Raw genomic sequence first — 23154 nt, forward strand, 5'->3', positions numbered from 1 at the left:
CCGACTCCCTCGGTCATGCCGTGCGGCGCGACCTCCGCAGTTCCCGCACCAGCAGGAGCACCCCGGCGGCGATGGCGGCGATCACCAGGAACCCGCCGTCGGTCAGGAAGCCCAGGGGCAGGGCCAGATCGGCCATCGTGACGAGAGCGAGCAGGACGAACAGCACGCCGGGCACCAGCGCGACCAGGTCGACCCCCCGCCGGGGAGCCGGCTGCTTCAGGTCCTCGTTCTCCAGCGCGCGCACCTCCTCCCACTGCTGCTCCTGCCAGGCCGTGGGCGTGGTCGGGAACTCGCTGTAGTCAGCCACGGGACACCTCCGCCTCTCCGACACCGGTGTGGATCTCGAGCACGAACTCCGGCTCGTCGTCGTCGGTCCACGGAGCCGACCCGGTGCCCGGGTAGGTGCGCGGGCCGGCGTCGCTCGTCCCGAAGACGTCGATGTCGCCGAGCCCGCTCATGACCTCGACCTGCACGTCCGCGGAGCGCGGGACGATGACGTCGACGTCGCCCACCCCGTGCTCCACCTTCACGCGCAGCGGCTCGTCCAGGTCGTCCAGCGGCACGTCGGAGAGGTCGACGGTCAGGTTGCCGACCCCGCCGCTGTAGGTCTCCTGCACGTCGGCGACGGTGCGCGGGGCGAAGGTGCGGTCACCGACCGGGCGGTCGGCCGGCCACGGATCGGTGGCGACGGCGACCACGACGACCGAGAGGACCACGCCGAGCGCGATCAGCCCTCCGCGCCCGCGGCGTCTGCCGGTGAGCGCCGCCGCGACGAGGCCGAGCCCGACGAGCAGCAGCGCCGTCCCGAAGAACAGCCGCGGCTCGAGGTCCCACGCGGTGTAACGCTCGATCAGCGCCAGCGTGCCGAGCACGAGGAGCAGTGCCGCGACGGTGACGCCGGGGATGGGGGAGCGGGGCTCGGCCGGCCGCTTGGGGCGGGCCGCGGGCCGCTCGGCCCCCGGTCCGGCGGCGTCGGTGGGCAGCAGCACCCACAGCAGCAGGTAGACGAGGACGCCGGAGCCCGCGGCGAGGGTGAGGGCGATGAAGCCGACCCGCCAGAGCAGGGCGTCGATGCCGGTGTACTCGGCCAGGCCGCCGTTCACGCCGCCCAGCACCTTGTCGGTGCTGCTGCGGCGCAGCTGGGAGCGGACGAGCGGACCCGATGCGGGTGGGGGCTGCCAGGCCGGCGGGTCCACCGTCGGCGGCGGGGGAGGGGATGCGGAGGTCATGGCAGCGAGCGTGCCGACGATCGGGCCCGGAAACCATCAGGGAACCCCCGGAACCGACCCTGGTTCCTCTTCCGGGGTGATCACCGGTGTCGGCGGGCACCTCGCCGGTGCGACGATCGACACCGTGACCACACCCCTCGCCGCGCCGCCGCGCCCGCCGCTGGCGCGTCCGCGCTCCGGCCGGGTGATCTCCGGCGTGGCCGCGGGGACGGCGGCGCACCTGCGCCAGGACCCGGTGGTGGTGCGGGTCGCCTTCGCCCTGCTCTCGGTCACGGGCATCGGGGTGCTCGTCTACGCACTGCTCTGGATGAGCATGCCGATCGCCGCTCCGGGTGAGGACCCGGCGCCGGCGTCCGCGGCCTGGCGCCCGTCGGGCACGTGGCAGTGGATCGGCGTCGTCGTGCTGGGCCTGGTGGCGGTCTCGCTGCTCGGCGAGCTGACGAAGTGGACCAGCAGCGACGTCGTCGTGCCGCTGCTGCTGGTGGGCGCCGGCCTCGCCGTCATCTGGCGGCAGCTGGACACCGACCGGACGCTGGCCGTCAGCGGCGTGCGCTGGGCGCTGGCCGGCGGCGTCGCGCTCGCCGGCGGCGGTCTGTTCATCCTGCTGGCCACCACCGGGCAGCTGGCCAACGCCCGCAACGGTTTCGCCGCCACCCTCGTCATCCTCACCGGGCTGGTCCTGGCGACGGCGCCGCTGTGGCGCCGGCTGCTCGACTCCCGGGCGGAGGAGCGTGCCGCGCGCATCCGGTCCGAGGAGCGCGCCGCGGTCGCCGCGCACCTGCACGACTCGGTGCTGCAGACCCTGGCCCTCATCCAGCGCAACGCCGAGGAACCGCAGGCGGTCAGCCGGCTGGCCCGCGGTCAGGAGCGCGAGCTGCGCGCCTGGCTCTACGACCCCGCCGCCGTGCGCGAGGGCGGCACCTGGGCCGGCGTCGTGGCCGGGATGGTCGCCGAGGTCGAGGCCGACCACGCCGTGACCGTCGACCCGGTCGTCGTCGGTGACGCCCCGGTCGACGACGCGCTCGCCGCGCTCGGCGCCGCCACCCGCGAGGCCCTGGTGAACGCGGCCAAGCACTCGGGGGTGGACTCCGCCGACCTCTACACCGAGGTCACGCCGCAGCAGGTGTCGGTCTTCGTCCGCGACCGCGGAAAGGGCTTCGACCCCGCTACCGTCCCCGACGACCGCCGGGGGCTGCGCGACTCCGTGCACGGCCGGCTGACCCGGTTCGGCGGCACCGCGCAGGTGCGCTCCGCGGCGGGCGAGGGCACCGAGATCGAACTGGTCCTGCCGAGGAGTGCTCCATGAGTCCGCGCGTCTTCCTGGTCGACGACCACGCGATGGTGCGGGCGGGGGTGCGGGCGGAACTCGGCGACGCCGTCGACGTCGTCGGCGAGGCGGCCGACGTCCCGAGCGCGATCGAGGGCATCAGGACGACGCGGCCCGACGTCGTCCTGCTCGACGTGCACCTGCCCGGCGGGGACGGCCGTGCGGTGCTCGAGGCGCTACGGGGTGAGCTGCCCGACGTGCGGTGGCTGGCGCTGTCGGTGTCCGACGCCGCCGAGGACGTCATCGCCGTCATCCGGGCCGGTGCGCGCGGCTACGTCACCAAGACCATCTCCGGGCCGGACCTGCTCGATGCGCTGCGCCGGGTGGCCGACGGCGACGTCGTCTTCAGCCCGCGGCTGGCCGGCTTCGTGCTGGACGCGTTCTCCTCTGCCGAAGCCGCCGCCCCTGCGCCCGCCGAGGAGGCGACCGATCCCGGGCTGGACCTGCTCAGCGCGCGCGAGCGCGAGGTGATGCAGCTGCTGGCCCGCGGCTACACCTACCGGGAGATCGGCTCGCGGCTGTTCATCTCGGTGAAGACCGTGGAGTCGCACGCCTCGAACGTGCTGCGCAAGCTGCAGCTGTCCAACCGCAACGAGCTCACCCGCTGGGCGGCGACCAACCGCCTGCTGTAGCTACTGCTGCGAGGTGACGAACTCCCGCGCCTCCTCGACCAGCGGCGCGGGATCCGCGGACCCGGTGAGCACCACCCAGCCGTTCATCCGACGCCCCTTCATCGGCTCGAACGGAGCTGCTGCGCCGGCCTCCACCAGCTCGGTGAGCCGGGCCGGCGGGAGCTTGAGCACCAGCTGCTCGTGCCATCGGATGGTGAAGAACTTCCGCCCGGTCCGCAGGCCCGAGCAGCCGAACATCGTGCCGCGGGTGACGACGCCGTCGGCGAACCGGTCGACGAGGTCCTCCCAGTTGTCCTCCGTCATGCGTGCGCATCATGCCCGCGGGCCGGGTCCCGCGGGCACGATGCGTTCGCCTCAGCCGAAGTGGCTCTTCGGGATCACGGCGTGCACACCGACCGTGCGGTCGACGACCTGGGAGACCTCGAAGTCCACCGCCGCGGAGAGGTAGGCGTAGGCGACCGACCGGTCCATCCCCAGGTCGTTCTGAAGGAAGTCCAGGGCGTTGACCACCGCCCGCCGGTTGGCGATGTCGAGGTCGCTGATCTGCCCGCCGCCGAGGCTGCCGTCGGGGTCGGAGAGCCCGATCGGGATCCAGGACTCCGGCGTCTCCCCGAAGGGATAGCGGTAGGCCACCGACGGCGCGGCGCCCTTGTTCTTCTTCTTGCACACCGTGAGTCGGAAGGTCAGCCGCAGCGACCCCTCCAATGCGGTGAGGGCGACCTCGCCGCTGCCCATGGACATGTGCGGGTCGCCGACGGAGAACAGTGCCCCGGGCGCGACCACCGGCAGGTAGAACGCCGACCCGACGGCGAGCAGGTTCACGTCGATGTTGCCGCCGCCCAGCGTCGGCGGGATGGAGTTGAGCGACGGGTCGTTCAGTTCGGCGGCGCTGACGGTGGCGACGGACATCAGGCCGGCGAACGGGTCGACCGGCCACGCCACCGACCCCTTCGCTCCGCGAGGCAGGGCCGCCCGGACGACGCCCCTGCTCGTCGACAGCGGCGTGAAGTGGGAGACGTTGCCGTACAGCAGCGGGTTCTTCGTGCTCCGGCCGTCCGGGGTCGACGGAAGACCTCGGCGGCGGTGATGTCGCCGGGAGCGCCTGCGAAGGAAGCGGAGAGCGCGCCCTTGCCGTGCCGGCTGCTGATGACGCCGTACGGCACCCGGGGGAGTGCCGTCAGCAGCTCGATCTTGAGCACGTCGCCCGGGGCGGCTCCCTCGACGTGGATCGGCCCGGTCACGACGTGCGGGCCGTCGGCGTCGAAGTTCCGCTTGTGCCGGCCGTACTCCCTCGCGATGGCGACGGCGTCGTCGAGGACCCGGTTGCGGGGCACGCCCTTGCTCCCGAACCAGGCCACCGGGTCCTTGCCCTGGTCCTCGAGGATCCCCTCGTGGCTGACCGTGTCGATGGTGACGGTGCGGCCGGACCTCATCGTGAGGACCGGCTTGTCCGTGGTGCGCGGCAGGTAGCCCCAGCGGACCTGGTCGGGCCGGGACGGCAGGTAGTGCTGGCCGTCGATCGGCCCCCTGCCCGGCTGGAGCACCTCGCCGGGCAGCCGGGTCCTCGTCGGGGTCGCGGCGGCCGGGCCCGCCGTCGCCACCCCGGCCGCCATCAGGGCGCCGGTCGCCAGGGCGGCCTGCACGAAGCCGCGCCGGCCCAGTCCCCGCTCCAGGCGCTCGGCGGCCTCCTGCGGATCGGGTGCGGGAACTGTGGAGTCGTGCGTCGAGGTCATGCGCTCTCCCGGTGCCGGATGGGGCGGTCGGGGGAGTTCTACGTGTCCTGTGTTGCGTCCCCGTGGCGATCGGGGACCGGGATGTTGCGACCCTGTGTCGGCGCCGATCAGACCGTGTGGACGACGTGGAAGGTCTCGGCGAACCGGCCCTCGGGCAGTCCGTGCGTGCGGGCGTTCTGCTTCATCCAGGCGCCCACGAACTCGTCGAGCTCGGCCATGTGGCCGACCTGGCTGACGTGGGAGCGCAGCGCCGTCATCTTGCGGTCGACGAACTCGGTGACGTCGACGGCGTGGTCGGCGCGCGGGCTCGCGCCCAGCCACACCTCGGCGACGGTCCAGGCCTCCAGGCCCTCGTCGGCGAGCAGCTCCGGGAAGGCGAACGGGTTGCGGGCGTCGGGGTAGACCGCGCGCAGCGTGGACTCACCGACGGTCATGTGGTCCGGGTGGCTGGCGCCGATCCGCTCCCAGAAGCGCTCCGGCGAGCTGGTCAGGACCCGCTGCGGCCGCACCTGCCGGATGACCCGGCTGATGTCGCGGCGCAGGTCGAGGGTCAGCTCCAGCCGGCCGTCGGGGTAGCCCAGGAACCGGACGTCGGTGACGCCGACCGCTGCGGCCGCCGCGCGCTGCTCGGCCTGACGCAGTGGCCCCATCTGGTCGCGTGGGGTGTCGTCGAAACCGCCCGCGTCGCCGTCGGTGACGATCAGGTAGGTCACCTCGGTGCCGGCCGACGTCCAGGAGGCGACGGTGCCGGCGCTGCCGAAGTCGACGTCGTCGGGGTGGGCGAGCACGCACAGTGCGCGCTCCACGTGCTCGGCGGGTGCGGAGGGGAGCGGGGAGGTCACTCGCGCGAGCCTAGGCCCGCGCCTCAGGCGGCCAGGACGACGCGGTCGCGGCCGTCACGCTTGGCGCGGTACAAGGCACCGTCGGCCTCCCGCAGCAGCTGGCTGAGGCTGGCGGAGTCTCCGACGGCGGTGGCCACCCCGACCGACACGGTCACCGCGAGGCCGGCCAGCGGCGTCGCGGCGACGGCGCGGCGGATCCGCTCGGCGACCCGCTCGGCGGCCCCGGCGTCACGGCCGGGGAGGAGCAGGACGAACTCCTCGCCACCGACCCGGTAGGCGAGATCGGCCTCGCGCAGGATTCCGCGCAGTCGGATGGCCAGCTCGATGAGGACCTGGTCGCCGCGTTCGTGGCCGTAGGCGTCGTTGACCTGCTTGAAGTGGTCGACGTCGCACATCACCAGGCCGACCGAACCCTCGGTGCCACCGGCGCGCACGGCCTCGGTGAACCGGGCGGACAGGCTCAGGCGGTTGAGCAGCCCGGTCATCGGATCGGTCACCGCCTCGTCGCGGGAGTCCCGCTCGGCCGACGCGAGGTAGTGGACGCCGAGGCCCAGGGAGGCCAGCAGTGCGAGGTAGGTGACCAGGTGGACGACCGGCGGGGCCTCGGGGGCCGGCCCGAACGCAGGGGCCAGGAGTACGGCCAGGGTGGCCAGGCACCCCGATAGCAGACCACCGGCGGCGAGGACCTGCGGGCGGAAGCAGACCGCCTGCGTGGCCACCGGCACGACCAGCAACGGGAGCAGGGCGCTGGATCCGCCGCCGGTGATCAGCACGCTCACGGCCAGGTTGACCTCGAGTGCGATGAACGCGGCCGCGGTGATCGCCGGGGTGTTGCGCCCCCGCCGCTGCCAGGCCAGCGCCGCACCCATCGTGCCGAACCCCAGGCCGACGAGGACGAGGAGGGCCGGCCCGTACCAGAACGAGGCGAGGACCTTCGCGGTGCCGATGGCGGCGCCGAAGTACGGGGCGTGGCGGAATCGCCGGCTCATGTCGGCGTAGCGGCTCCGGTCGGTCAGGTCGCCGCGCAGCCACCGGATCGCGGCGGACTCGATCGGGGCGGTGGACGCGGGCACACCGGTGGATCGGCACGTCCGGACCGGTACTTGACGCACCACGCGCCGTGGACGGCCCCGATCACCCCCTCGGGCGCAGGTTCGCCAGCTTGTCGGGGTTGCGCAGGAGGAACACCTGCTCGATCCGCCCGTCGACCACCACCAGGGACATCGTCATCAGCGGCTCGTCCCCCGCCCACGCCACCACGGCCGGGGAGCCGTTGAGATCGGCGATCTCGATCCGCAGACCGGGCAGGTCCATGTTCTGCGCGGCGATGCCGATGGCGAACCTGGCCACTCTGTCCGCTCCGGTGATGGGCCGCAGCGCCGCCTTCGCCTTGCCGCCGCCGTCGCTGACCAGGACGACGTCGGGGGCGAGCGCGGCCAGCAGCGCCTCGACGTCCCCGCCGGCGCAGGCCGCCAGGAAGCGCTCGGTCACCTCCCGCTGCGCCCGCCGGTCGGTGTCGAACCGGGGACGGCGGGCCTGCACGTGCTCGCGCGCCCGGTGCGCCAGCTGCCGGACGGCGCCCTCCGTGCGGCCGAGCGCCGTCGCCACCTCGGCCATGGACATGCCGAAGACCTCGCGCAGGACGAACACCGCGCGCTCGGGAGGCGAGAGGGTCTCCAGGACGACGAGCATCGCCAGGGACACCTGTTCGCCGACCTCCGCGGCCCGATCCGGGTCGGCCGGAGCCGGCGCCGCGGCGACGGTGCTCCCGCCGGTCAGCAGGGGCTCGGGCAGCCATGGCCCGACGTAGCTCTCCCGCCGGCTCCGGGCCGATCCGAGCCGGTCGAGGGCCAGGTGGGTGGTGATGCGGACCAGGTAGGCGCGTTGGTCGGCCACCTCGCCCCGGTCGGCGGCAGACCAGCGCAGCCAGGTGTCCTGGACGACGTCCTCGGCGTCGGCCACGCTGCCCAGCATCTGGTAGGCGACGGAGAACAGCAGCCCGCGGTGGCGGTCGAACGGAGCGAGCGGCTCGCTCACGCCGGGATCTCGCAGCGGTCCCGGAACCCCTGGCTGGTCAGCCCGAGGGCGCTGTTGGTGCGGGACCGGGAGTTCTCCACGGAGATCATCATCGTCAGCTCCACGAGCTGCGCGTCGTCGAGGTGGCGTCGGAGCTCCGCCACCATGTCGTCGGTGACCTGCAGCGGGGTTGTCGTCATGGCCTCGGCGTAGGCCATGACCTGACGCTCGAGGTCGGAGTAGACGTCGCTGTCCCGCCAGCGCGGGACGTTCCGGAGCTTGGCCGGATCGACGCCGCGCTGGGTGGACTCCCAGTAGCCGAAGTCCAGGCACCACGAGCAGCCGATCGTCGCCGCCGAGCTCAGCACCGCCAGCGCCTTCAGCGTGGGGTCGAGCCGGTTCCAGCGGGCCAGCGACAGCTCGTGGCGGAGGTAGGTGCGCAGGACCTGCCGGTGGTGTGCGATGGCCGCGCCGGGATCGAGGACGGCGCCGTAGGTGCGGCGCGAGTACCACTCGGTCAGCCGGATGGTCAGCGAGCGGGGCGGGTCGAGCGGGATGCGGGCCATGGTGGCGTCCTCTCTCCGGGGCGGGTGCGTCCAGAGAGACGACGCAGCCCTCGCGGATGTGACACAGGGCGGTGGCGACGGCGCGGCCGGGATCGCGCAGACTCGCTGCGTGCCCTCGTTCACCCTCTCCGTCGCGCTGCGCTCCTCCGCACCGCTGGACGACGACGCGATCGACCGCATCCGGGCCGCGGTGCGACCCGACGACCCGGAGCTGCGGGTGTGGCGGGAGCCCGACCGCGCGGTGCTCCGCGTGGCGGCCGAGTGCGAGGCCGCCGATCTCGACGCCGCCCTCGACCTCGGCAAGGACCTGGCCGACGAGGCCAACGCGGTGTGCCCCGGCCGGGTGTTCGAGGTGGCCGCGATGGGCGACGAGGACTCGCAGGTCTGGCGCAGCGGGCCCTAGAGCCCGCGGCGCAGCAAGCTGTCCGGGCGGTCACGGTCGCCGGGCGGCCGCGCCGATCGCCGCGCCCAGGTCGCGCAGCGCCTGCTGCACCTCGCCGGCGGGCCGGGGGAGGGCGGCCTCGACATCTCCCAGAGCGGACCGGAACTGCCGGCCCGCGGTGGTGTGGGCCTGCAGGCCCGCGTCGGTGAGCGTGATGCGGTACGACCGACGGTCCTCCGGGTGCGGAACCTGCCGGACGTGCCCGCGCGCGACCAGCCGCTTGACGTGGGCGGACACCGTCGTCGCCGGGGCGGACATCCACCGCGCCAGTTCCCCGGGGGTGATCTCACCGGCCCCGCGGAGCACCGAGTAGACGGCGAAGTCCTCGGCGTCCAGACCGGTCCCGGCCAGCGCGCTGTCCAGCAGCGCGATGGCGGCTCGGGCCGTGAGCCACGTGTCGAAGAGGACGTTCGACGCCTCGTCGTTGACAGAACTGCTGCGATCTCGCACTATCTCTCCTCGACGAAGTAGTGCGAAATCGTAGCATCGGAGGACGTGGTGGCGGCGTGGCGTGCGCGAAACGGGGGCCGCGTGATCGTGGGCGTCTGGGTTCTCTACGGGGTCAGCGCAGTGGCCATGTTCGGCTGGCCCGGCCTGGTCGGTGCGGTCTCCCGGGCGTGCAGTGGCCGGAGCGCCCTGGACGTCCGCACGGGGTGGACCGCTGGGGACGCGCGTGACCTGGTGGCGGTCTGCGGTTCCGAAGGGCGGGCGGCCCTCGTTCGACTGCAGCTGCTCGACCTGGTGTACCCGCTGCTCTGCGGCCTGGCCCTGCTGCTCGTGGCGGCCCTGCTGGTCCGGCGGCTGTCCGGCCGGGGATGGCGGCTCCTGCTGGTCCCTGCGGTCGCGATGACAGTGCTGGACTACGGCGAGAACGCGGCCGTCTGGACCATCCTGTCGACGTGGCCCGCCGTCGGCGACATGCCTGCGCTCCTGGGAGGGGTCGCCACCACGGCGAAGCGCGCCGCGGGTCTCGCGGCCTATCTCGCAGTTCCGCTTCTCCTGCTCGCCGTCGGCTTCGATCGGTTCCGAGCCCGTGGTCCGGCCCAGGTCGGAGCGAGGGCGTCGTCGCGGTGAGGGCGGCGCGGCCGATCGGGGGTCGGCCCGCGCCGGCGCGCACGGTCCACCGTCGTCAGAGCTTCCCGCGTCCCTGGCGGAGCAGCAGCATCCCGAGCGCGGCGCCGTCGGTGCCGAGCGCGTCGCGGAAACGGCCGAGGACCTGCTGCTCCCGGGCGAGGTTCAGGCGCGTGCCGCCGCTGGCCTTGCGCAGGACGCCGATCTCCTGGGAGACGGCGAGGCGCCGCTGGACCAGCTCGATGATCGCGGCGTCGCAGGCGTCGATCTCGGTGCGCAGCTCACCGATGCGCTCGACGTCGGTGCCGGTGACGGCGACGGGGGGCGTGCTCATGGGGGTCTCCTTCGGTCGGATGGCCCGAGACCCCTGAGAACGGAAAACGCCCCGGGCTTCTCGGGCCCGGGGCGTCTGTTGCGGCTGTGCTCAGCCGGCGGTGACGGACACCGGATCCCGGTGGCCGTAAAAAAAGCGAATGGCGGCGAGCACGGGTCGGAGTCTGCCACAGCGGGCGCTCCGCGCACCACCTCCGCGGCGCTGTGACGGATGGTGCGCGCCCGGCCGGCCTGTCACCCCTCCGGCCTACAGTGGCTCCGTCATGAGCAGCAGCATCCAGCAGTCCCTGCCCGGTACCGCCGCCCTGCAGCGATCCGCCTCCGGCTCCCTCGGGCGGGAGCTGGACCGGATGCTCGCCGGCCTGAACGGGCCGCAGCGCGACGCCGTCGTCCACGAGGGCGGCCCGCTGCTCATCGTCGCCGGGGCCGGCTCGGGCAAGACCCGGGTGCTCACCCACCGGGTCGCCTACCTGCTGGGCGCCCGGGGCACGCAGCCGGGCGAGATCCTGGCGATCACCTTCACCAACAAGGCCGCCGGCGAGATGAAGGACCGGGTCGCCGCGCTCGTCGGGCCGCGGGCCCGGTCGATGTGGGTCTCGACGTTCCACTCGATGTGCGTGCGGATCCTGCGCGCCGAGGCCGCGAAGCTGGGCCTGAAGTCCTCGTTCACGATCTACGACCAGGGCGACTCGGTGCGCCTCATGACGATGGTCGCCCGCGATCTGGACCTCGACGCCAAGCGCTTCCCGGGCCGCAGCCTCGCCAACCAGGTCTCGAACCTGAAGAACGAGCTGGTCGACGAGGAGGACTTCAGCCCTCAGACGCCGCCGGAGAAGGTGCTCAAGGAGGCGTACACGCTCTACCAGCGGCGCCTGCGCGAGGCGCACGCCATGGACTTCGACGACCTGATCATGAACACGGTGCACCTGCTCCAGGCGTTCCCCGACGTTGCCGAGCACTACCGTCGCCGGTTCCGCCACGTGCTGGTCGACGAGTACCAGGACACCAACCACGCCCAGTACGTGCTGGTCCGCGAGCTGGTGGGGCCCGAGGGCGGGCCGGTGCCGCCGGCCGAGCTGTGCGTGGTCGGTGACGCCGACCAGTCGATCTACGCCTTCCGCGGCGCCACGATCCGCAACATCGACGAGTTCGAGCGCGACTACCCGCACGCGACGACGATCCTGCTGGAGCAGAACTACCGCTCCACCCAGCGGATCCTCAAGGCCGCGAACACGGTCATCGCGAAGAACACCGGTCGCCGGCCGAAGAGCCTGTGGACCGACTCCGGCGACGGCGACCTCATCGAGGGCTACGTCGCGGACAACGAGCACGACGAGGCCGCCTGGGTCGCCGAGCAGATCGATGCCCTGGTCGACGAGGGCAAGGCCCAGCCGAAGGACATCGCGGTCTTCTACCGCACGAACAACGCCTCGCGAGTGTTCGAAGAGGTCTTCATCCGCGTCGGCATGCCCTACAAGGTCGTCGGCGGCGTCCGGTTCTACGAGCGCAAGGAGGTCCGCGACGCGCTGGCCTACCTGAAGCTGGTGGCCAACCCGGCCGACGTCGTCAGCCTGCGCCGGATCATCAACGTGCCCAAGCGCGGCATCGGCGACAAGGCCGAGTCGTGCATCGAGGCGTTCGCCGACCGCGAGCGGATCGCGTTCGGGACGGCGCTGCGGCGGTGCGGCGAGATCAACACGCTGGCGACCCGTTCGCTCAAGGCGCTCCAGGAGTTCGTCGCGCTGCTCGAGGAGTTCGAGCAGCTGGTCGAGACCGGCTCGGGCCCTGCGGCGCTGCTGGAGAGCATCCTCGACCGCACCGGCTATCTCGCCGAGCTGCAGGCGAGCACCGATCCGCAGGACGAGGGCCGTGTAGACAACCTCAACGAGCTGATCTCGGTGGCGGCGGAGTTCGAGGCGGCCAACCCCGGCGGCACCGTCACCGCCTTCCTCGAGCAGGTCTCGCTGGTGGCCGACGCCGACCAGATCCCGGTGACCGGCGACGACGCCGGCGTGGTCACGATGATGACGCTGCACACCGCGAAGGGCCTGGAGTTCCCGGTCGTCTTCGTGACCGGCATGGAGGACGGCGTCTTCCCGCACCTGCGTGCGCTCGGTGACCCCCGCGAGCTGGAGGAGGAGCGCCGGCTGGCCTACGTGGGCATCACCCGCGCCCGGGAGCGGCTCTTCATCTCCCGCGCGACCGTGCGGACCAGCTGGGGGCAGCCCGCCTACAACCCGCCGTCGCGGTTCCTCGACGAGATCCCGGCCGAGACGATCCACTGGGAGCGGCTGGACCCGACGCCCGCGCCGTCCACCGGCTACAAGTCGGCGCAGACGCGGGTCGCGGCCACCGGGCTGTCCACGGGCGGTCTGCGCGGGGGTGCCGGCAACCGTCCGGTGATCTCGGTGGAGGTCGGCGACCGGGTCAGCCACGACGCCTTCGGCCTCGGCACGGTGGTCGAGGTGACCGGCGTGGCCGACAAGGCCCAGGCCACGGTCGACTTCGGTTCCGGCGGCACCAAGCGCCTCGTCCTCCGCTACGCCCCCCTCGTCAAGCTCTGACCTGTCGAGCGGGGCCCGGCGTGTCCCCGACGAGCGTCAGGGACACGCTCGACGCAGTAGGGGAACGGCATGTGGCCGCGGTGTCGGCCGTAGGTCGACGAGAGACCTGGCCGCGGTGATCGGCGGAGCCGATCGATCAGATACCGACGCCCCGGTCGCGCAGGTACTTCGCCGGGTCGATCGGGCGGCCGTCCATGCCACCGCGGTGGATCTCGTAGTGCAGGTGGGGGCCGGTGGACTGGCCCTCGTTGCCGATCTTCGCGATCTGGTCGCCGGCGGTGACGAGGTCGCCCTCGCTGACGTTGTAGTAGCGCATGTGGCCGTAGATGTGGACGTTGCCGTCCGCGTCCTGGATGTAGACGGCGTTGCCGTAGCCGGAGGCGCGGCCTGCGCGGATCACGACGCCGTCGGTGGCGGACACGATGGGGGTTCCGAGCGGTCCGGCCAGGTCCAGGCCGTAGTGCATGGTGCCCCAGCGCATGCAGAAGCAGGTGGTCATCACGCCACGCGTCGGCAGCGCGGTCTTGGGCTGACGGGCGGCGCGGGAGGCGGCCAGCTCGTTCAGGCGGAGAGCGGCCTCGGCCTCGGAGATCCCTCGGCGCGCGTCGGCGCCCTCGAGACCGCCGGCGAAGCTGACCTCGGTGCTCTCGCCCAGCCCGTAGTCCGACGCGGTGGCGTCGACCGCCGGCGGCTCACCCAGCGTCGCGGGGACGTAGGCGACGAGGGCGCCGGCGACGAGGGCGGCGAACCAGATCGGTGCCCGGCGGCCCGGAGGGTGGGGGAGACGGCGCCCGGCGAACAGCCGCCCCAGCGGGGAGGTCTTCTCGGTGGCGGGCGCCTCGTCGGGCGCGGCGTCCGTCTCGGCGCGCGAGGCGCGTGCGGCGCGTCGGCCGGCGAGCGCGCGGGCCACGGCGGACGACTGCTTCTCGACGGCGTCGGTCGCCGGTCGCTCCAGCACCTGTGCACTGCTGAGAGACACGGCGAACCTTCCCGGACTGTGTATCCGGCGAGCGCTCGGGGGCGTTCGTCGGGGGAGCGACGACGGCGGGGACACCGGGCTGGCGTCCGCCGGTTCTCACCGGCGCCGTGATCGAACCGTAACGATCCGTGAGGGGGCGTCCAAGCACCGGACGCTGCGTGTCGTGATGTGTGCGAGTCGTGATGTCGATGAGTCGACGGCGACCTGTGTGCCGCTCAGGCGACGGCGGCGATGTGCCGGCCCGTGCGCGGCGTCTCCCGGTGGCCGGCCAGTGTCGCGGCGACCTCGTCGAGGACCCCCCGGTGCATGGGGAGCGACATGTGCCCCACGCCGCGGAACAGGAGATTGCGCGCGCCGAGGTCGGGGTGGTCGCAGCGTCCGGACTGGGTCGGCAGCACCATCTGGTCCAGGTCGCTGTAGACGGCGGTGACGCGCGTGCGGCAGCGGGGTGCGGGCTGCTCCAGCTCGCGGAGCACAGGGGAGCCCGGGCGGAGCTGCCGGACCAGCGGGGTGGGCAGTGCGTGTGCCAGGACCGAGCCCTGGTGCGGCGTGCCCAGGGTGATCAGCGAGTCGACGTGCCGGTCGCCGCCCTGGCGCTGCACGTGGTACCGGGCGATCAGGCCGCCGAGGCTGTGGCCGACGACGTGCAGCCGGTCGTGCCCGGTCTGCGCGCAGATCTGCTCGATCTGGCGGCCGAGGTCGGCGGCGGCCTGGGCGATGTCGGTGAGGAACGGGCTGTAGTTCCAGGAGCAGACGTGGGCGAACCCGCGGCGACGCAGGTTCCGGCGCATCACGGCGAAGATCGACCGATTGTCGACCAGGCCGTGCACGAGCAGGACCGGGACGCGGGCGGCCAGGGGATCGGCGGAGAAGAGGGCGCGGACGGCGGGCGGCTGTTCGCCGGTGCGCCGGCGCGGGTCCGGCCGCAGGGCCTCCATCCGGGTGCCCAGCGGGTACATGAGCACGTGCGCACCGACCCAGGCGAGCTCGGTCAGCCCACCGGTCACGGTGGTCCGTGAACACAGTCCGCGAAGCCCTCGCGCCGTGCCTTCGCTGTGTGAGCCGGTGTGCGACGCTGGAGCGGAGACCGGATCGATCGATGGCCGCATCACTACTTCTCCCCGTTCGTTCTGCGGCGGATCGTGGGCTCGAGCCGTCCCGCTGGTGGCGGTGCACATGCTGTGCTCCGTTCACGCGACGGTAATGCCTAGGTGTGACAGACGTCACACGGATGCCTTCGACGGTCCGCCGATCGTGGCCTGTTCGTGACCAGCCAGCTGAGGGGGAGACCGTGCCCGCCCGCGACGCCCGCACCGGGACCGACCGCACCCGAGCCACCGCCCGCCGAGTTGGGGGAGGAACCAAGCCCGAGGCTCCGCGGCTCACCGGCGACCGGCTGGTCGTCGGCACCGTTGCGCCGCTGGTCCGGGTGTCAGGTGTCCTCCTGGTGCTCGCCGGACTGGTCGGGCTGGCCGCCGCGTTCCCGACCTACCTGACCGTCGACGGCGAGCAGCTCCGCCAGGTGCGCGGACTCGGGAGTGTGCTGGTCGCCCTGCTCGTGCCTGCGGTGCAGCTCGCCGTGGGGACGACGCTGGTGCGGCGCACGCTGCCCAAGTTCGGGCTCGCCTACGCCGGGGTCGCGGCGGCGCTCGCCGTCGGGCAGCTGCTCATCGAGGTCTACCGCGGCCAGAGCTCCACCTCCCGGCCCGGCGTCGAGGTGCTGGCCGGCGAGGTGGTCCTCACCAGCGGCGTCCAGGTGGGCCCCGGCTGGGTCCTCGGGATCGTCGCGCTCGTGCTCACGGTGCTCGCCGGCGCCACCGGCATGGCGGCCTGGGGCCGGACCGTGATGGACGACCGCGGTCCGATCGACGGCGTCCGGTCGCTGCTGGCGGGACCGGCGGTGCTGCTCGGGGTGGCCACGGTCATCTGCCTGACCGTCCCCGCCGCCGACGTCCCGGACGAGCTCAGCACCGATCCGGCCACCGGCATGCAGACGGTGGTGACGCAGGAGGGGCCGCAGGCGCTGCTCGAGCGCCCCGGCCTCGCCCTGCTCGGCGGCCTGCTGCTGGCCGGTGCGCTGCTCCTGTGCTCGGTGGTCGCTCCCTCGTTGCGGCCGCGTCTGGCCGTCGTGGGCGGGCTGCTCGGCGTCGCCGTCGCAGTCCTCGCTGCCGGGCTCGGCGGCCTGCGGGACGCCGCGTCCTCCGACGAGCTGGAGTGGACGGTGCCCGGCGTCGGGCTCGTCGTCCTCGGCCTGGCGTTCACGGCCCTGACGGCCGTGGCGTGGCGGATCCGCCGCTCCGCCGGCTGAGCGGTTCGGGGCTCGGTAGTTCCCGAGCCGGGCCGCCGGCCATAAGCTCCGGTGCGTGGACGAACGCATCCGGGTGGTCATCGCCAAGCCGGGTCTCGACGGGCACGACCGCGGCGCCAAGGTGGTCGCGCGGGCACTGCGCGACGCCGGCATGGAGGTCGTCTACACCGGCCTCCACCAGACGCCCGAGCAGATCATCGAGACCGTGGTCCAGGAGGACGCCGACGCCGTGGGGCTCTCGGTCCTCTCCGGCGCCCACATGACGCTGTTCGCCCGGCTCGCCGAGCTGATGCGCGAGCGGGGCATCGACGACGTCGTCGTCTTCGGCGGCGGCATCATCCCGGCCGACGACGTGCCGGAGCTCGAGCAGCTCGGCGTCGCCGGGGTCTTCACCCCCGGTGCCACCACCACCGAGATCGTCGACTGGGTGCGCGCCCACGTGGGCGCCCCCGCCTAGCGCTGGGGGACGACCGGCACGGTCAGCTTCTGCCCCGCGCCCGGGCCGGTGGCCAGGGTGGTCACCAGCGGGAGCGTGGAGCCGCGGTAGGCGAGGTCGCCGCCGGCGAGGACGACCGCGAGCCGGTGGCCCTTGTCGAACCGGTGCACGATCCCCGGCAGCTCGATGGTCACCGGCTTGCTCACGTCGGTGACGCGCACCGGCGAGATCAGCCGGTTCGGGAGCTCGATCGCCTTTCCGTCCGGGCCGATGTCGTAGACCTTCGCGTAGGCCACCAGCTGCCCGATCGGCCCACCGTCCTGCGTCGCCTGGGCGGTCGACGAGAGCCGGACGGTCAGCCGGGGCGAGCCGACGACGTCCAGCGGGGCGGTCAGGCGCGGGGTGGCGAACCGGATCGCCGTACCCGCGGGATCGACGACCGGGAACGACTGGTCGATCGCCGAGGTCTCGGTGTAGTTGGGCCCGATCGGCGCGAGGGTGCCGAACGTGCTCAGGCCCGGCACCACCGGCGCCCCGCCGGTCACCAGAGCGCCGTCGGCCCCCGGCGTGCTCGTCCCGGACAGGTGGAAGGTCTTCTCGGTGCCCACCGGGTAGGACGACGCGACGCCGTAGGACTTGGCGATGTTGCCGGTCGCCTCGTAGACCCAGTCGCGGTAGTAGGCGAAGCCCTGCGGCGGCTTGGGCCCGCGGTCGCGCACGTAGTGGTCGAACCACACCAGCGCCGCCTTGCCCTGCAGCGACCGGGCCGGGTGGCGCTCGTCCAGCTCGCCGGGCTGCGGGGAGGAGTCGCTGTGACCCCACGACTGCCACATCAGCGAGACCGGCGTCCCCTGCCGCTTCAGCGCTGTGTAGGTGGCCACCGACTCCTGCAGGTTGAACAGGGTGTCGGCCTGGCCCTGACCCAGCAGCGTGGGCACCCGGACCTTCGACATGTAGCTGGCCACCGAGTTCGAACGCAGGTAGTCGATGGACGCCTGGCTCGGGAAGCCGACGGTGGCGACCTCGGACAGAGCGATGCAGACCTGCGGCTCGAAGTTGGCGCAGTTCTCCGCCCGTGACGCCTGATCGAAGAACTGCTGGAACTTCACGGGGTCGGCGAGGGCCCGCAGGTCCTGGGCGCCGTTCGCGGCGCCGAGCGCGGTGAAGAGCGCCGCCCACTGGTACTTGAAGACGCCGGTGCCCGAGGCGCTCACCGACCCGCTGCGCGCGGTGCCCTGCGGCAAGCTGCTGTTCTCCGGCGCCAGGGAGTAGGAGAGGTCGTTCCAGGTGATCTGCGGGACGATCGCGTCCAGCCGGTTGGTGCCGGCGGCCTTCTCGAACCCCGCTGCGGCGAACTGGATCTGGCCGCCGTAGGAGCCGCCGATCATCCCGACCTGCGGGTCGTGCCGCACGCGAGTCCGGGCGTCCTCCCGGACGACCTCGCTGACGACGACGCGCTTGCCGGTCGCGTCGTCGACGGCCTTGATCGCCGGGTCGCCACCGAAGAAGCGCAGCAGCTGGCTGGCGGCCGCTCCGTCGTGCTCGACGTCGTCGAGGGTGATGGGGCAGAGGTCGTCGTCGACGAACCCGAGGCCGGTGTAGGCGAGCGTCACGTAGCCGTGGTCGCCGAAACCGAGGGCGAAGTCGGCCTGGTCGTCCTTGGTGCCGCCGAAGCCGTTGGTGGTGAGCAGCGCCGGCCCCGGCTTCTTCTTGCTGACGCCGGCCGGGACGTACAGGTCGGCGTCGATCCGGCACGTGCGCTTCTCGGGCCCGATGCCGGTCACCGTGATCGTCAGGTCGCGCACGGTGGGCTGGGTCGCGGCGGCCATCGGCGCGAGCGTCACCAGGCCCCCGGCCGCGAGCGCGGAGGACAGCAGGACGGTCGCGGTGCGGCGCACGGGGGCTCCTCGGGTCGGGGACACGCGGCGGGCCTGCACCGTTCCTGCTGCGAACGGGTGAGGAGTCGTGTGATGCACCCCACGCGGGACCCGTCTCTGTAACGCCCGGGGCAGCGCGGAGGTTACGGGCGGTCTACGGTGCCTGTTCGTGGATCTCTTCGAGTACCAGGCCCGTGACCTGTTGGCCTCGCACGGCGTCCCCGTGCTCCCCGGCGGCGTCGCCGACACCCCTGACCAGGCGGAGGCGATCGCCCGCGAGATCGGGCAGACCGTCGTCGTCAAGGCGCAGGTGAAGGTGGGCGGACGCGGAAAGGCCGGCGGCGTCAAGCTCGCCGACAACCCCGAGGACGCCAAGGCGCGCGCCCAGGACATCCTGGGGCTGGACATCAAGGGGCACATCACGCACCGCGTGATGGTGGCCCAGGCCAGCGACATCGCCGAGGAGTACTACTTCTCCTACCTGCTCGACCGCTCCAACCGCACCTTCCTGGCCATGGCCTCGAAGGAGGGCGGCATGGAGATCGAGCAGCTCGCCGTCGAGCGGCCCGAGGCCCTCGCCCGCATCGCGATCGACGCCAGCGTCGGCGTGGACGCGGCCAAGGCCGCCGAGATCGTCGACGCCGCGAACTTCCCCGCCGAGGTGCGTGACCAGGTCATCGCCATCGCCGTCCAGCTGTGGGACGTCTTCTCCAAGGAGGACGCCACGCTGGTCGAGGTGAACCCGCTGGCCAAGGCGCCGGACGGCACGGTCCTGGCCCTCGACGCCAAGGTGACCCTCGACGAGAACGCCGGCTTCCGGCACACCGAGCACGCCGCGCTCGAGGACGCCGCCGCCGCCGACCCGCTCGAGGCGCGCGCCAAGGAGAAGGACCTCAACTACGTCAAGCTCGAGGGCTCGGTCGGCATCATCGGCAACGGTGCCGGGCTGGTCATGAGCACCCTGGACGTCGTCGCCTACGCCGGCGAGGAGTTCGGCGGCGTCAAGCCGGCCAACTTCCTCGACATCGGTGGTGGCGCCTCGGCCGAGGTCATGGCCAACGGCCTGGAGATCATCCTCTCCGACCCCGCCGTGAAGAGCGTGTTCGTCAACGTCTTCGGTGGCATCACCGCCTGCGACGCCGTCGCGAACGGCATCGTCTCCGCGCTGAGCATCCTCGGCGACGAGGCCACCAAGCCCCTGGTCGTCCGTCTCGACGGCAACAACGTCGAGGAGGGCCGGCGGATCCTCGCCGAGGCCAACCACCCCCTGGTGACCGTGGTCGACACGATGGACGGCGCCGCGCGCCGGGCCGCCGAACTCGCCGCCGCCTGATCGCCCCGACTCCGGACTAGGACACAGCAGATGTCGATCTTCCTCAACGAGAACAGCAAGGTCATCGTCCAGGGCATGACCGGCTCCGAGGGCAGCAAGCACACGTCGCGCATGCTCGCCTCCGGCACCGCGATCGTCGGCGGCGTGAACCCCCGCAAGGCGGGCACCAGCGTCGACTTCGACGGCACCAGCGTGCCGGTGTTCGGCTCCGTCGCCGACGCCATGAAGGAGACCGGCGCCGACGTCAGCGTCATCTTCGTGCCGCCGCCGTTCGCCAAGGCCGCCGCGATCGAGGCCGTCGACGCCCAGATCGGGCTCGCCGTCGTCATCACCGAGGGCATCCCGGTGCACGACTCGACCTACGTCTGGGCGCACGCCCAGGGTGGCTCGACCCGCATCATCGGCCCGAACTGCCCCGGCCTCATCAGCCCCGGGCGCTCGAACGCCGGCATCATCCCGGCCAACATCACCAAGCAGGGCAAGATCGGCCTGGTGTCGAAGTCGGGCACGCTGACCTACCAGATGATGTACGAGCTCCGGGACATCGGTTTCTCGACGGCCGTCGGCATCGGTGGCGACCCGGTCATCGGCACCACGCACATCGACTGCCTCCAGGCCTTCCAGGACGACCCGGAGACCGAGGCCATCGTGATGATCGGTGAGATCGGTGGCGACGCCGAGGAGCGGGCCGCCGACTTCATCAAGGCCAACGTCACCAAGCCGGTCGTCGGCTACGTCGCGGGCTTCACCGCCCCCGAGGGCAAGACGATGGGCCACGCCGGCGCGATCGTGTCCGGCTCGGCAGGCACCGCCGCCGCCAAGCAGGAGGCCCTCGAGGCCGCCGGCGTCCGCGTCGGCAAGACCCCGTCCGAGGCCGCGCGCCTCATGCGGGAGATCGTCGGCGCCTGACGAAGGACCGCACTTCCCCCCACGCCTCGCGAGCTCGGCGCGGGACCCTGAAGGGCGGCCGTTCCAGTCCGTCACCAGCTGCCCGGTACCCCGTCGAGGGGTGCCGGGCAGCGTCGTTCCCGGCTCCGGGGACGGCGCGCCGCGCCCCGGCGTTGCGCCCTTGTGAGCGCCGCCGTCAGATCATGGAGTCCCACCGTTCCGGAGGAGAGCCTGTGACCGCCAACCAGCCCCCGCACCAGCCCGAGGGCGGGCCCCCGCCGGACGGTGGGCGGCCGGAGGCGCACGGGTCCCCGGCGGCGGGTGCCCCGATGCAGCCGCAGGCCCCGCAGCCGCAGGGGCCGCCCCAGTACTACGGCGGGCCTCAGGGTCAGCCGCCCCACGGCCAGCAGCAGTACGGGCAGCCGCGGCAGTGGCAGCCTCAGCACCCCGGCCAGCCGCCCGCCTACGGGCAGCCCCCGTACGGCCAGCCCCAGTACGGCCAGCCGCCCGCCTACGGGCAGCCCCCGTACGGCCAGCCCCAGTACGGACAGCCGCAGTACGGGCAGCAGTCGCAGTGGCAGCCCCAGTACTACGGGCAGCCGCCGGCCTACGGGCAGCCCCCGCTCTACGGACAGCCAGGGGCGCAGCACCAGCAGCCTCCCTACGGAGCGCCCAACCCCTACCTGCGGAAGCCGGGGCCGAGCGCGGAGTTCTCTGTCGACCTCAAGCGGGTGCGGGTGCTCGACTGGATCGTCGCCGGTGGGGCCCTCGTGTTCCTGGGGGTGGCGCTCCTGCCCTGGTGGCGGCTCGGCAACGAGACGTTCGGCGTGAGCCTCAGCGGCTTCAGCAGCAGTTCGGTCGCCACGGCGTTCGTGCTGTTCCTGCTCGCCGCCCTCTGGGCGCTGCTGCCCGGCATCGTGAAGGCGACGGTGACGTTCCCGCGGGCCGCGGTGACGGTCGGACTGGCCTCGTTGGGCCTGGTGCTCACGTTCTTCGCCTGGCTCGACACGCTGCAGCTCGCCTTCTCGTTCTGGGCGCTGCTCGGGTTCCTCACGGCGGTGGGAATCACCGTGGCCGCTGGGCTCGCCCTGCGCCGTGACCTGGCGGAACGGCCCCCGAAGCCGAGCCCTCCGGCCGGCGGCGGGTACTGGCCGGGCGGGTACCCGCAGCAGCCCTACCTCCAGCCGTACCCGCCGCAGTCGGCGCCGTGGCCCGCGGCGCCGGGTCCCGCGCAGGGCCCTGCTCCGCATGCGGAGGGTGAGCGTCCCCGCACGGACACCTGATCCCGGCCGGTCCGCGGGTGTCGGCCCGGCGCGTGCGCCCGGCATCTGCTCCGCCCGCTTGGGAGAGTGGACCCGTGGTCGCCCTGCTCGCACGCCTGCCCTTCCGGCGCGGCGACGGCGAGGCCGCACGGCCGGCGCCCCCGGCCCTCCTGGCACTGGCCGCCGCCGTTGCCGTCACCGTCGTCGGGTTGATCGGCCTGGGGCTCGCGGTCGTCGTCGTCAACACCCTGGATCCGGCCGGCGGCATGTCCACCGGCGCCTCGGCGGTGCTGTCCGCGCGGCTGTGGCTGCTGGCCCAGGGGGCCGAGCTCACCCTCGCGTCGGGGCCGCTCGTGCTCGCCCCGCTGCTGCTCAGCGTCCTGCTGGCCTGGGCGCTCTCCTGGGCCGGGCGGGTCGCGGTGCGTGTTCTGGACGACGACGCCTCACGGGGTCAGGTGCTGCGGGCCGCCGCAACCGTGGTCGCGCTCCACGTCGGCCTGACCCTGCTGGTCGCCCTGCTCGCGCAGGGGGACGGCGTGGGCATCGGCTGGCCGCGCACCGTCCTCGGTCCGCTCCTGGTCGCCCTGGTCGCCGTCGGCTGGGGCGCCGGCCGGGAGTCCGGTCTCCTCGACGTGGCCCTCGACCGGCTGCCCGGCGTGCTCCGGCCGGTCCTGCGGGGCGTGCTCGCCGGGCTGTTCACGGCGTTGGCGCTGGCGACCTGCGTCGTCGCGATCGCGCTGGCCAGCGACACGTCCGGTTACGCGGCGGTCTCCGGCTCGCTCGGCGGAGCGGCGGCGGGCGCGGCGGGCCTCGTCGCCCTCGGCGCCCTGCTGCTCCCGAACGCCTCGCTCGCGGTCCTCGGCCTGGCCGCCGGCCCCGGCTTCGCCGTCGGCACGGGCACGCTGGTGTCGGTGCACGGCGTCACGCTGGGGGCCGTCCCCGCGCTGCCGCTGCTCGCGGCGCTCCCGGACACCCAGGCGGTGCCGCTGGTCGCCTTCGTCTCCCAGGTGATCCCGGTCGTGGCCGGGCTGGTCGCGGGGACGACGGTCGGCCGCTGGTGGGGTGACGCCGACGGCGGCTCGGTCACGGCGGGTCTGACCGGGGTGCTCACCGGTGTCCTGCTCGGCGTCGTCGTGGGCCTCCTGGCCTGGATCGGCGGCGGCACGCTCGGCGACGGCGCGCTCGCGGTGGTCGGCGCCCCGGCGGTTGCCACCGGCATCGCCGTCGCCGCGCAGAGCGGGATCGCCGCGGCAGTGGCCGCGGCGGTGACCCGCTGGCGGGCCCTCGGCTGAGCGGGTAGGCCCTCGGGCGCTTCC

At 73.2% G+C, this 23154-nt stretch carries 25 protein-coding genes; 11 read left to right on the forward strand and 14 right to left on the reverse strand.

What is annotated here, in order from left to right; all coding sequences use genetic code 11:
* Positions 1–13 precede the first annotated feature (13 nt).
* A complete protein-coding gene (locus LBW97_RS14385; RefSeq protein ID WP_224500031.1) occupies positions 14–307 on the reverse strand; it encodes a hypothetical protein in 294 nt (97 codons plus the stop codon).
* A complete protein-coding gene (locus LBW97_RS14390; protein ID WP_224500032.1) occupies positions 300–1229 on the reverse strand; it encodes a PspC domain-containing protein in 930 nt (309 codons plus the stop codon). Before LBW97_RS14390 ends, LBW97_RS14385 begins: the two co-directional genes overlap by 8 nt.
* A 124-nt stretch (positions 1230–1353) precedes the next feature.
* Between LBW97_RS14390 and LBW97_RS14395 the strand changes: the two genes are divergently transcribed.
* The gene (locus LBW97_RS14395; protein ID WP_224500033.1) at positions 1354–2535 is read left to right on the forward strand and encodes an ATP-binding protein; all 1182 of its coding nucleotides are present in this window, start codon (positions 1354–1356) and stop codon (positions 2533–2535) included.
* Complete coding sequence (locus LBW97_RS14400) at positions 2532–3188, forward strand: response regulator transcription factor (RefSeq protein WP_224500034.1); 657 nt, start codon at positions 2532–2534, stop codon at positions 3186–3188. The genes LBW97_RS14395 and LBW97_RS14400 overlap by 4 nt, the downstream gene beginning before the upstream one ends.
* On the opposite strand, the gene LBW97_RS14405 is transcribed toward LBW97_RS14400, so the two are convergent.
* From LBW97_RS14405 to LBW97_RS14435, 7 genes are all read right to left on the reverse strand, one after another.
* A complete protein-coding gene (locus LBW97_RS14405) occupies positions 3189–3491 on the reverse strand; it encodes a TfoX/Sxy family protein (protein WP_224500035.1) in 303 nt (100 codons plus the stop codon).
* Between the two features lie 51 nt (positions 3492–3542).
* Complete coding sequence (locus LBW97_RS14410; RefSeq protein ID WP_224500036.1) at positions 3543–4130, reverse strand: acetamidase/formamidase family protein; 588 nt, start codon at positions 4128–4130, stop codon at positions 3543–3545.
* Positions 4097–4921: an acetamidase/formamidase family protein gene (locus tag LBW97_RS14415; RefSeq protein WP_224500037.1), complete on the reverse strand. Its 825-nt coding sequence runs from the start codon at positions 4919–4921 to the stop codon at positions 4097–4099. The genes LBW97_RS14410 and LBW97_RS14415 overlap by 34 nt, the downstream gene beginning before the upstream one ends.
* Before the next feature lie 107 nt (positions 4922–5028).
* Positions 5029–5763, reverse strand: a complete 735-nt coding sequence (locus LBW97_RS14420; RefSeq protein ID WP_224500038.1) for a PIG-L deacetylase family protein — start codon at positions 5761–5763, stop codon at positions 5029–5031.
* A gap of 23 nt (positions 5764–5786) precedes the next feature.
* Entirely contained in the window at positions 5787–6836 is a 1050-nt protein-coding gene (locus LBW97_RS14425) for a diguanylate cyclase (protein ID WP_224500039.1), read from the reverse strand.
* Between the two features lie 61 nt (positions 6837–6897).
* The gene (locus tag LBW97_RS14430) at positions 6898–7800 is read right to left on the reverse strand and encodes an RNA polymerase sigma-70 factor (RefSeq protein WP_224500040.1); all 903 of its coding nucleotides are present in this window, start codon (positions 7798–7800) and stop codon (positions 6898–6900) included.
* A complete protein-coding gene (locus tag LBW97_RS14435; RefSeq protein WP_224500041.1) occupies positions 7797–8345 on the reverse strand; it encodes a carboxymuconolactone decarboxylase family protein in 549 nt (182 codons plus the stop codon). Before LBW97_RS14435 ends, LBW97_RS14430 begins: the two co-directional genes overlap by 4 nt.
* 109 nt (positions 8346–8454) lie before the next feature.
* On the opposite strand from LBW97_RS14435, the gene LBW97_RS14440 reads away from it, so the two are divergent.
* Positions 8455–8748 (forward strand): hypothetical protein, encoded by a 294-nt coding sequence (locus tag LBW97_RS14440; RefSeq protein ID WP_224500042.1) that lies wholly within the window; start codon positions 8455–8457, stop codon positions 8746–8748.
* A 30-nt stretch (positions 8749–8778) separates the two neighbouring features.
* On the opposite strand, the gene LBW97_RS14445 is transcribed toward LBW97_RS14440, so the two are convergent.
* Entirely contained in the window at positions 8779–9237 is a 459-nt protein-coding gene (locus tag LBW97_RS14445) for a MarR family winged helix-turn-helix transcriptional regulator (protein ID WP_224500043.1), read from the reverse strand.
* A gap of 81 nt (positions 9238–9318) precedes the next feature.
* Here LBW97_RS14445 and LBW97_RS14450 point away from each other — a divergent pair, with 81 nt between their 5' ends.
* Positions 9319–9861 carry a hypothetical protein gene (locus LBW97_RS14450; RefSeq protein WP_224500044.1) on the forward strand — a complete coding sequence of 181 codons (543 nt, stop codon included), beginning with the start codon at positions 9319–9321 and terminating at the stop codon, positions 9859–9861.
* 55 nt (positions 9862–9916) lie between these two features.
* Here LBW97_RS14450 and LBW97_RS14455 read toward each other — a convergent pair whose 3' ends face one another.
* The gene (locus LBW97_RS14455) at positions 9917–10192 is read right to left on the reverse strand and encodes a chorismate mutase (protein WP_224500045.1); all 276 of its coding nucleotides are present in this window, start codon (positions 10190–10192) and stop codon (positions 9917–9919) included.
* A gap of 262 nt (positions 10193–10454) precedes the next feature.
* On the opposite strand from LBW97_RS14455, the gene pcrA reads away from it, so the two are divergent.
* The gene (pcrA, locus tag LBW97_RS14460; RefSeq protein WP_224500046.1) at positions 10455–12755 is read left to right on the forward strand and encodes a DNA helicase PcrA; all 2301 of its coding nucleotides are present in this window, start codon (positions 10455–10457) and stop codon (positions 12753–12755) included.
* A 136-nt stretch (positions 12756–12891) separates the two neighbouring features.
* On the opposite strand, the gene LBW97_RS14465 is transcribed toward pcrA, so the two are convergent.
* Complete coding sequence (locus LBW97_RS14465) at positions 12892–13734, reverse strand: M23 family metallopeptidase (RefSeq protein ID WP_224500047.1); 843 nt, start codon at positions 13732–13734, stop codon at positions 12892–12894.
* Between the two features lie 215 nt (positions 13735–13949).
* Positions 13950–14741 carry a triacylglycerol lipase gene (locus LBW97_RS14470; RefSeq protein WP_224500048.1) on the reverse strand — a complete coding sequence of 264 codons (792 nt, stop codon included), beginning with the start codon at positions 14739–14741 and terminating at the stop codon, positions 13950–13952.
* A gap of 284 nt (positions 14742–15025) precedes the next feature.
* On the opposite strand from LBW97_RS14470, the gene LBW97_RS14475 reads away from it, so the two are divergent.
* Positions 15026–16042: a hypothetical protein gene (locus LBW97_RS14475; protein WP_224500049.1), complete on the forward strand. Its 1017-nt coding sequence runs from the start codon at positions 15026–15028 to the stop codon at positions 16040–16042.
* 55 nt (positions 16043–16097) lie between these two features.
* Positions 16098–16499: a cobalamin B12-binding domain-containing protein gene (locus LBW97_RS14480; RefSeq protein WP_224500050.1), complete on the forward strand. Its 402-nt coding sequence runs from the start codon at positions 16098–16100 to the stop codon at positions 16497–16499.
* On the opposite strand, the gene LBW97_RS14485 is transcribed toward LBW97_RS14480, so the two are convergent.
* Positions 16496–18376 carry a CocE/NonD family hydrolase gene (locus LBW97_RS14485; RefSeq protein WP_224500051.1) on the reverse strand — a complete coding sequence of 627 codons (1881 nt, stop codon included), beginning with the start codon at positions 18374–18376 and terminating at the stop codon, positions 16496–16498. The two genes, LBW97_RS14480 and LBW97_RS14485, sit on opposite strands and share 4 nt — an antisense overlap.
* A gap of 148 nt (positions 18377–18524) precedes the next feature.
* Here LBW97_RS14485 and sucC point away from each other — a divergent pair, with 148 nt between their 5' ends.
* The 4 genes from sucC (at position 18525) to LBW97_RS14505 (ending at position 23130) form a co-directional block, all read left to right on the forward strand.
* Positions 18525–19688, forward strand: coding sequence for an ADP-forming succinate--CoA ligase subunit beta (sucC, locus tag LBW97_RS14490; RefSeq protein WP_224500052.1), 1164 nt, complete (start codon positions 18525–18527; stop codon positions 19686–19688).
* A gap of 30 nt (positions 19689–19718) precedes the next feature.
* Positions 19719–20597 carry a succinate--CoA ligase subunit alpha gene (gene sucD, locus LBW97_RS14495; RefSeq protein WP_224500053.1) on the forward strand — a complete coding sequence of 293 codons (879 nt, stop codon included), beginning with the start codon at positions 19719–19721 and terminating at the stop codon, positions 20595–20597.
* Positions 20598–20809: 212 nt separating this feature from the next.
* The gene (locus tag LBW97_RS14500) at positions 20810–21859 is read left to right on the forward strand and encodes a phage holin family protein (protein ID WP_224500054.1); all 1050 of its coding nucleotides are present in this window, start codon (positions 20810–20812) and stop codon (positions 21857–21859) included.
* A gap of 74 nt (positions 21860–21933) precedes the next feature.
* Positions 21934–23130, forward strand: a complete 1197-nt coding sequence (locus LBW97_RS14505; RefSeq protein WP_224500055.1) for a DUF6350 family protein — start codon at positions 21934–21936, stop codon at positions 23128–23130.
* Positions 23131–23154: the final 24 nt, after the last annotated feature.

It is taken from the genome of Blastococcus sp. LR1, from assembly GCF_020166105.1.
Taxonomy (GTDB): Bacteria; Actinomycetota; Actinomycetes; order Mycobacteriales; family Geodermatophilaceae; genus Blastococcus.

Excerpts from the sequence above, each read along its gene's own strand:
- LBW97_RS14455 (WP_224500045.1), bottom strand. The coding sequence starts at position 10,192 with ATGAGCACGCCCCCCGTCGCCGTCACCGGCACCGACGTCGAGCGCATC.
- LBW97_RS14405 (WP_224500035.1), bottom strand. The coding sequence starts at position 3,491 with ATGACGGAGGACAACTGGGAGGACCTCGTCGACCGGTTCGCCGACGGC.
- LBW97_RS14415 (WP_224500037.1), bottom strand. The coding sequence starts at position 4,921 with ATGACCTCGACGCACGACTCCACAGTTCCCGCACCCGATCCGCAGGAG.
- LBW97_RS14390 (WP_224500032.1), bottom strand. The coding sequence starts at position 1,229 with ATGACCTCCGCATCCCCTCCCCCGCCGCCGACGGTGGACCCGCCGGCC.
- LBW97_RS14435 (WP_224500041.1), bottom strand. The coding sequence starts at position 8,345 with ATGGCCCGCATCCCGCTCGACCCGCCCCGCTCGCTGACCATCCGGCTG.
- LBW97_RS14400 (WP_224500034.1), top strand. The coding sequence starts at position 2,532 with ATGAGTCCGCGCGTCTTCCTGGTCGACGACCACGCGATGGTGCGGGCG.
- pcrA (WP_224500046.1), top strand. The coding sequence starts at position 10,455 with ATGAGCAGCAGCATCCAGCAGTCCCTGCCCGGTACCGCCGCCCTGCAG.
- sucD (WP_224500053.1), top strand. The coding sequence starts at position 19,719 with ATGTCGATCTTCCTCAACGAGAACAGCAAGGTCATCGTCCAGGGCATG.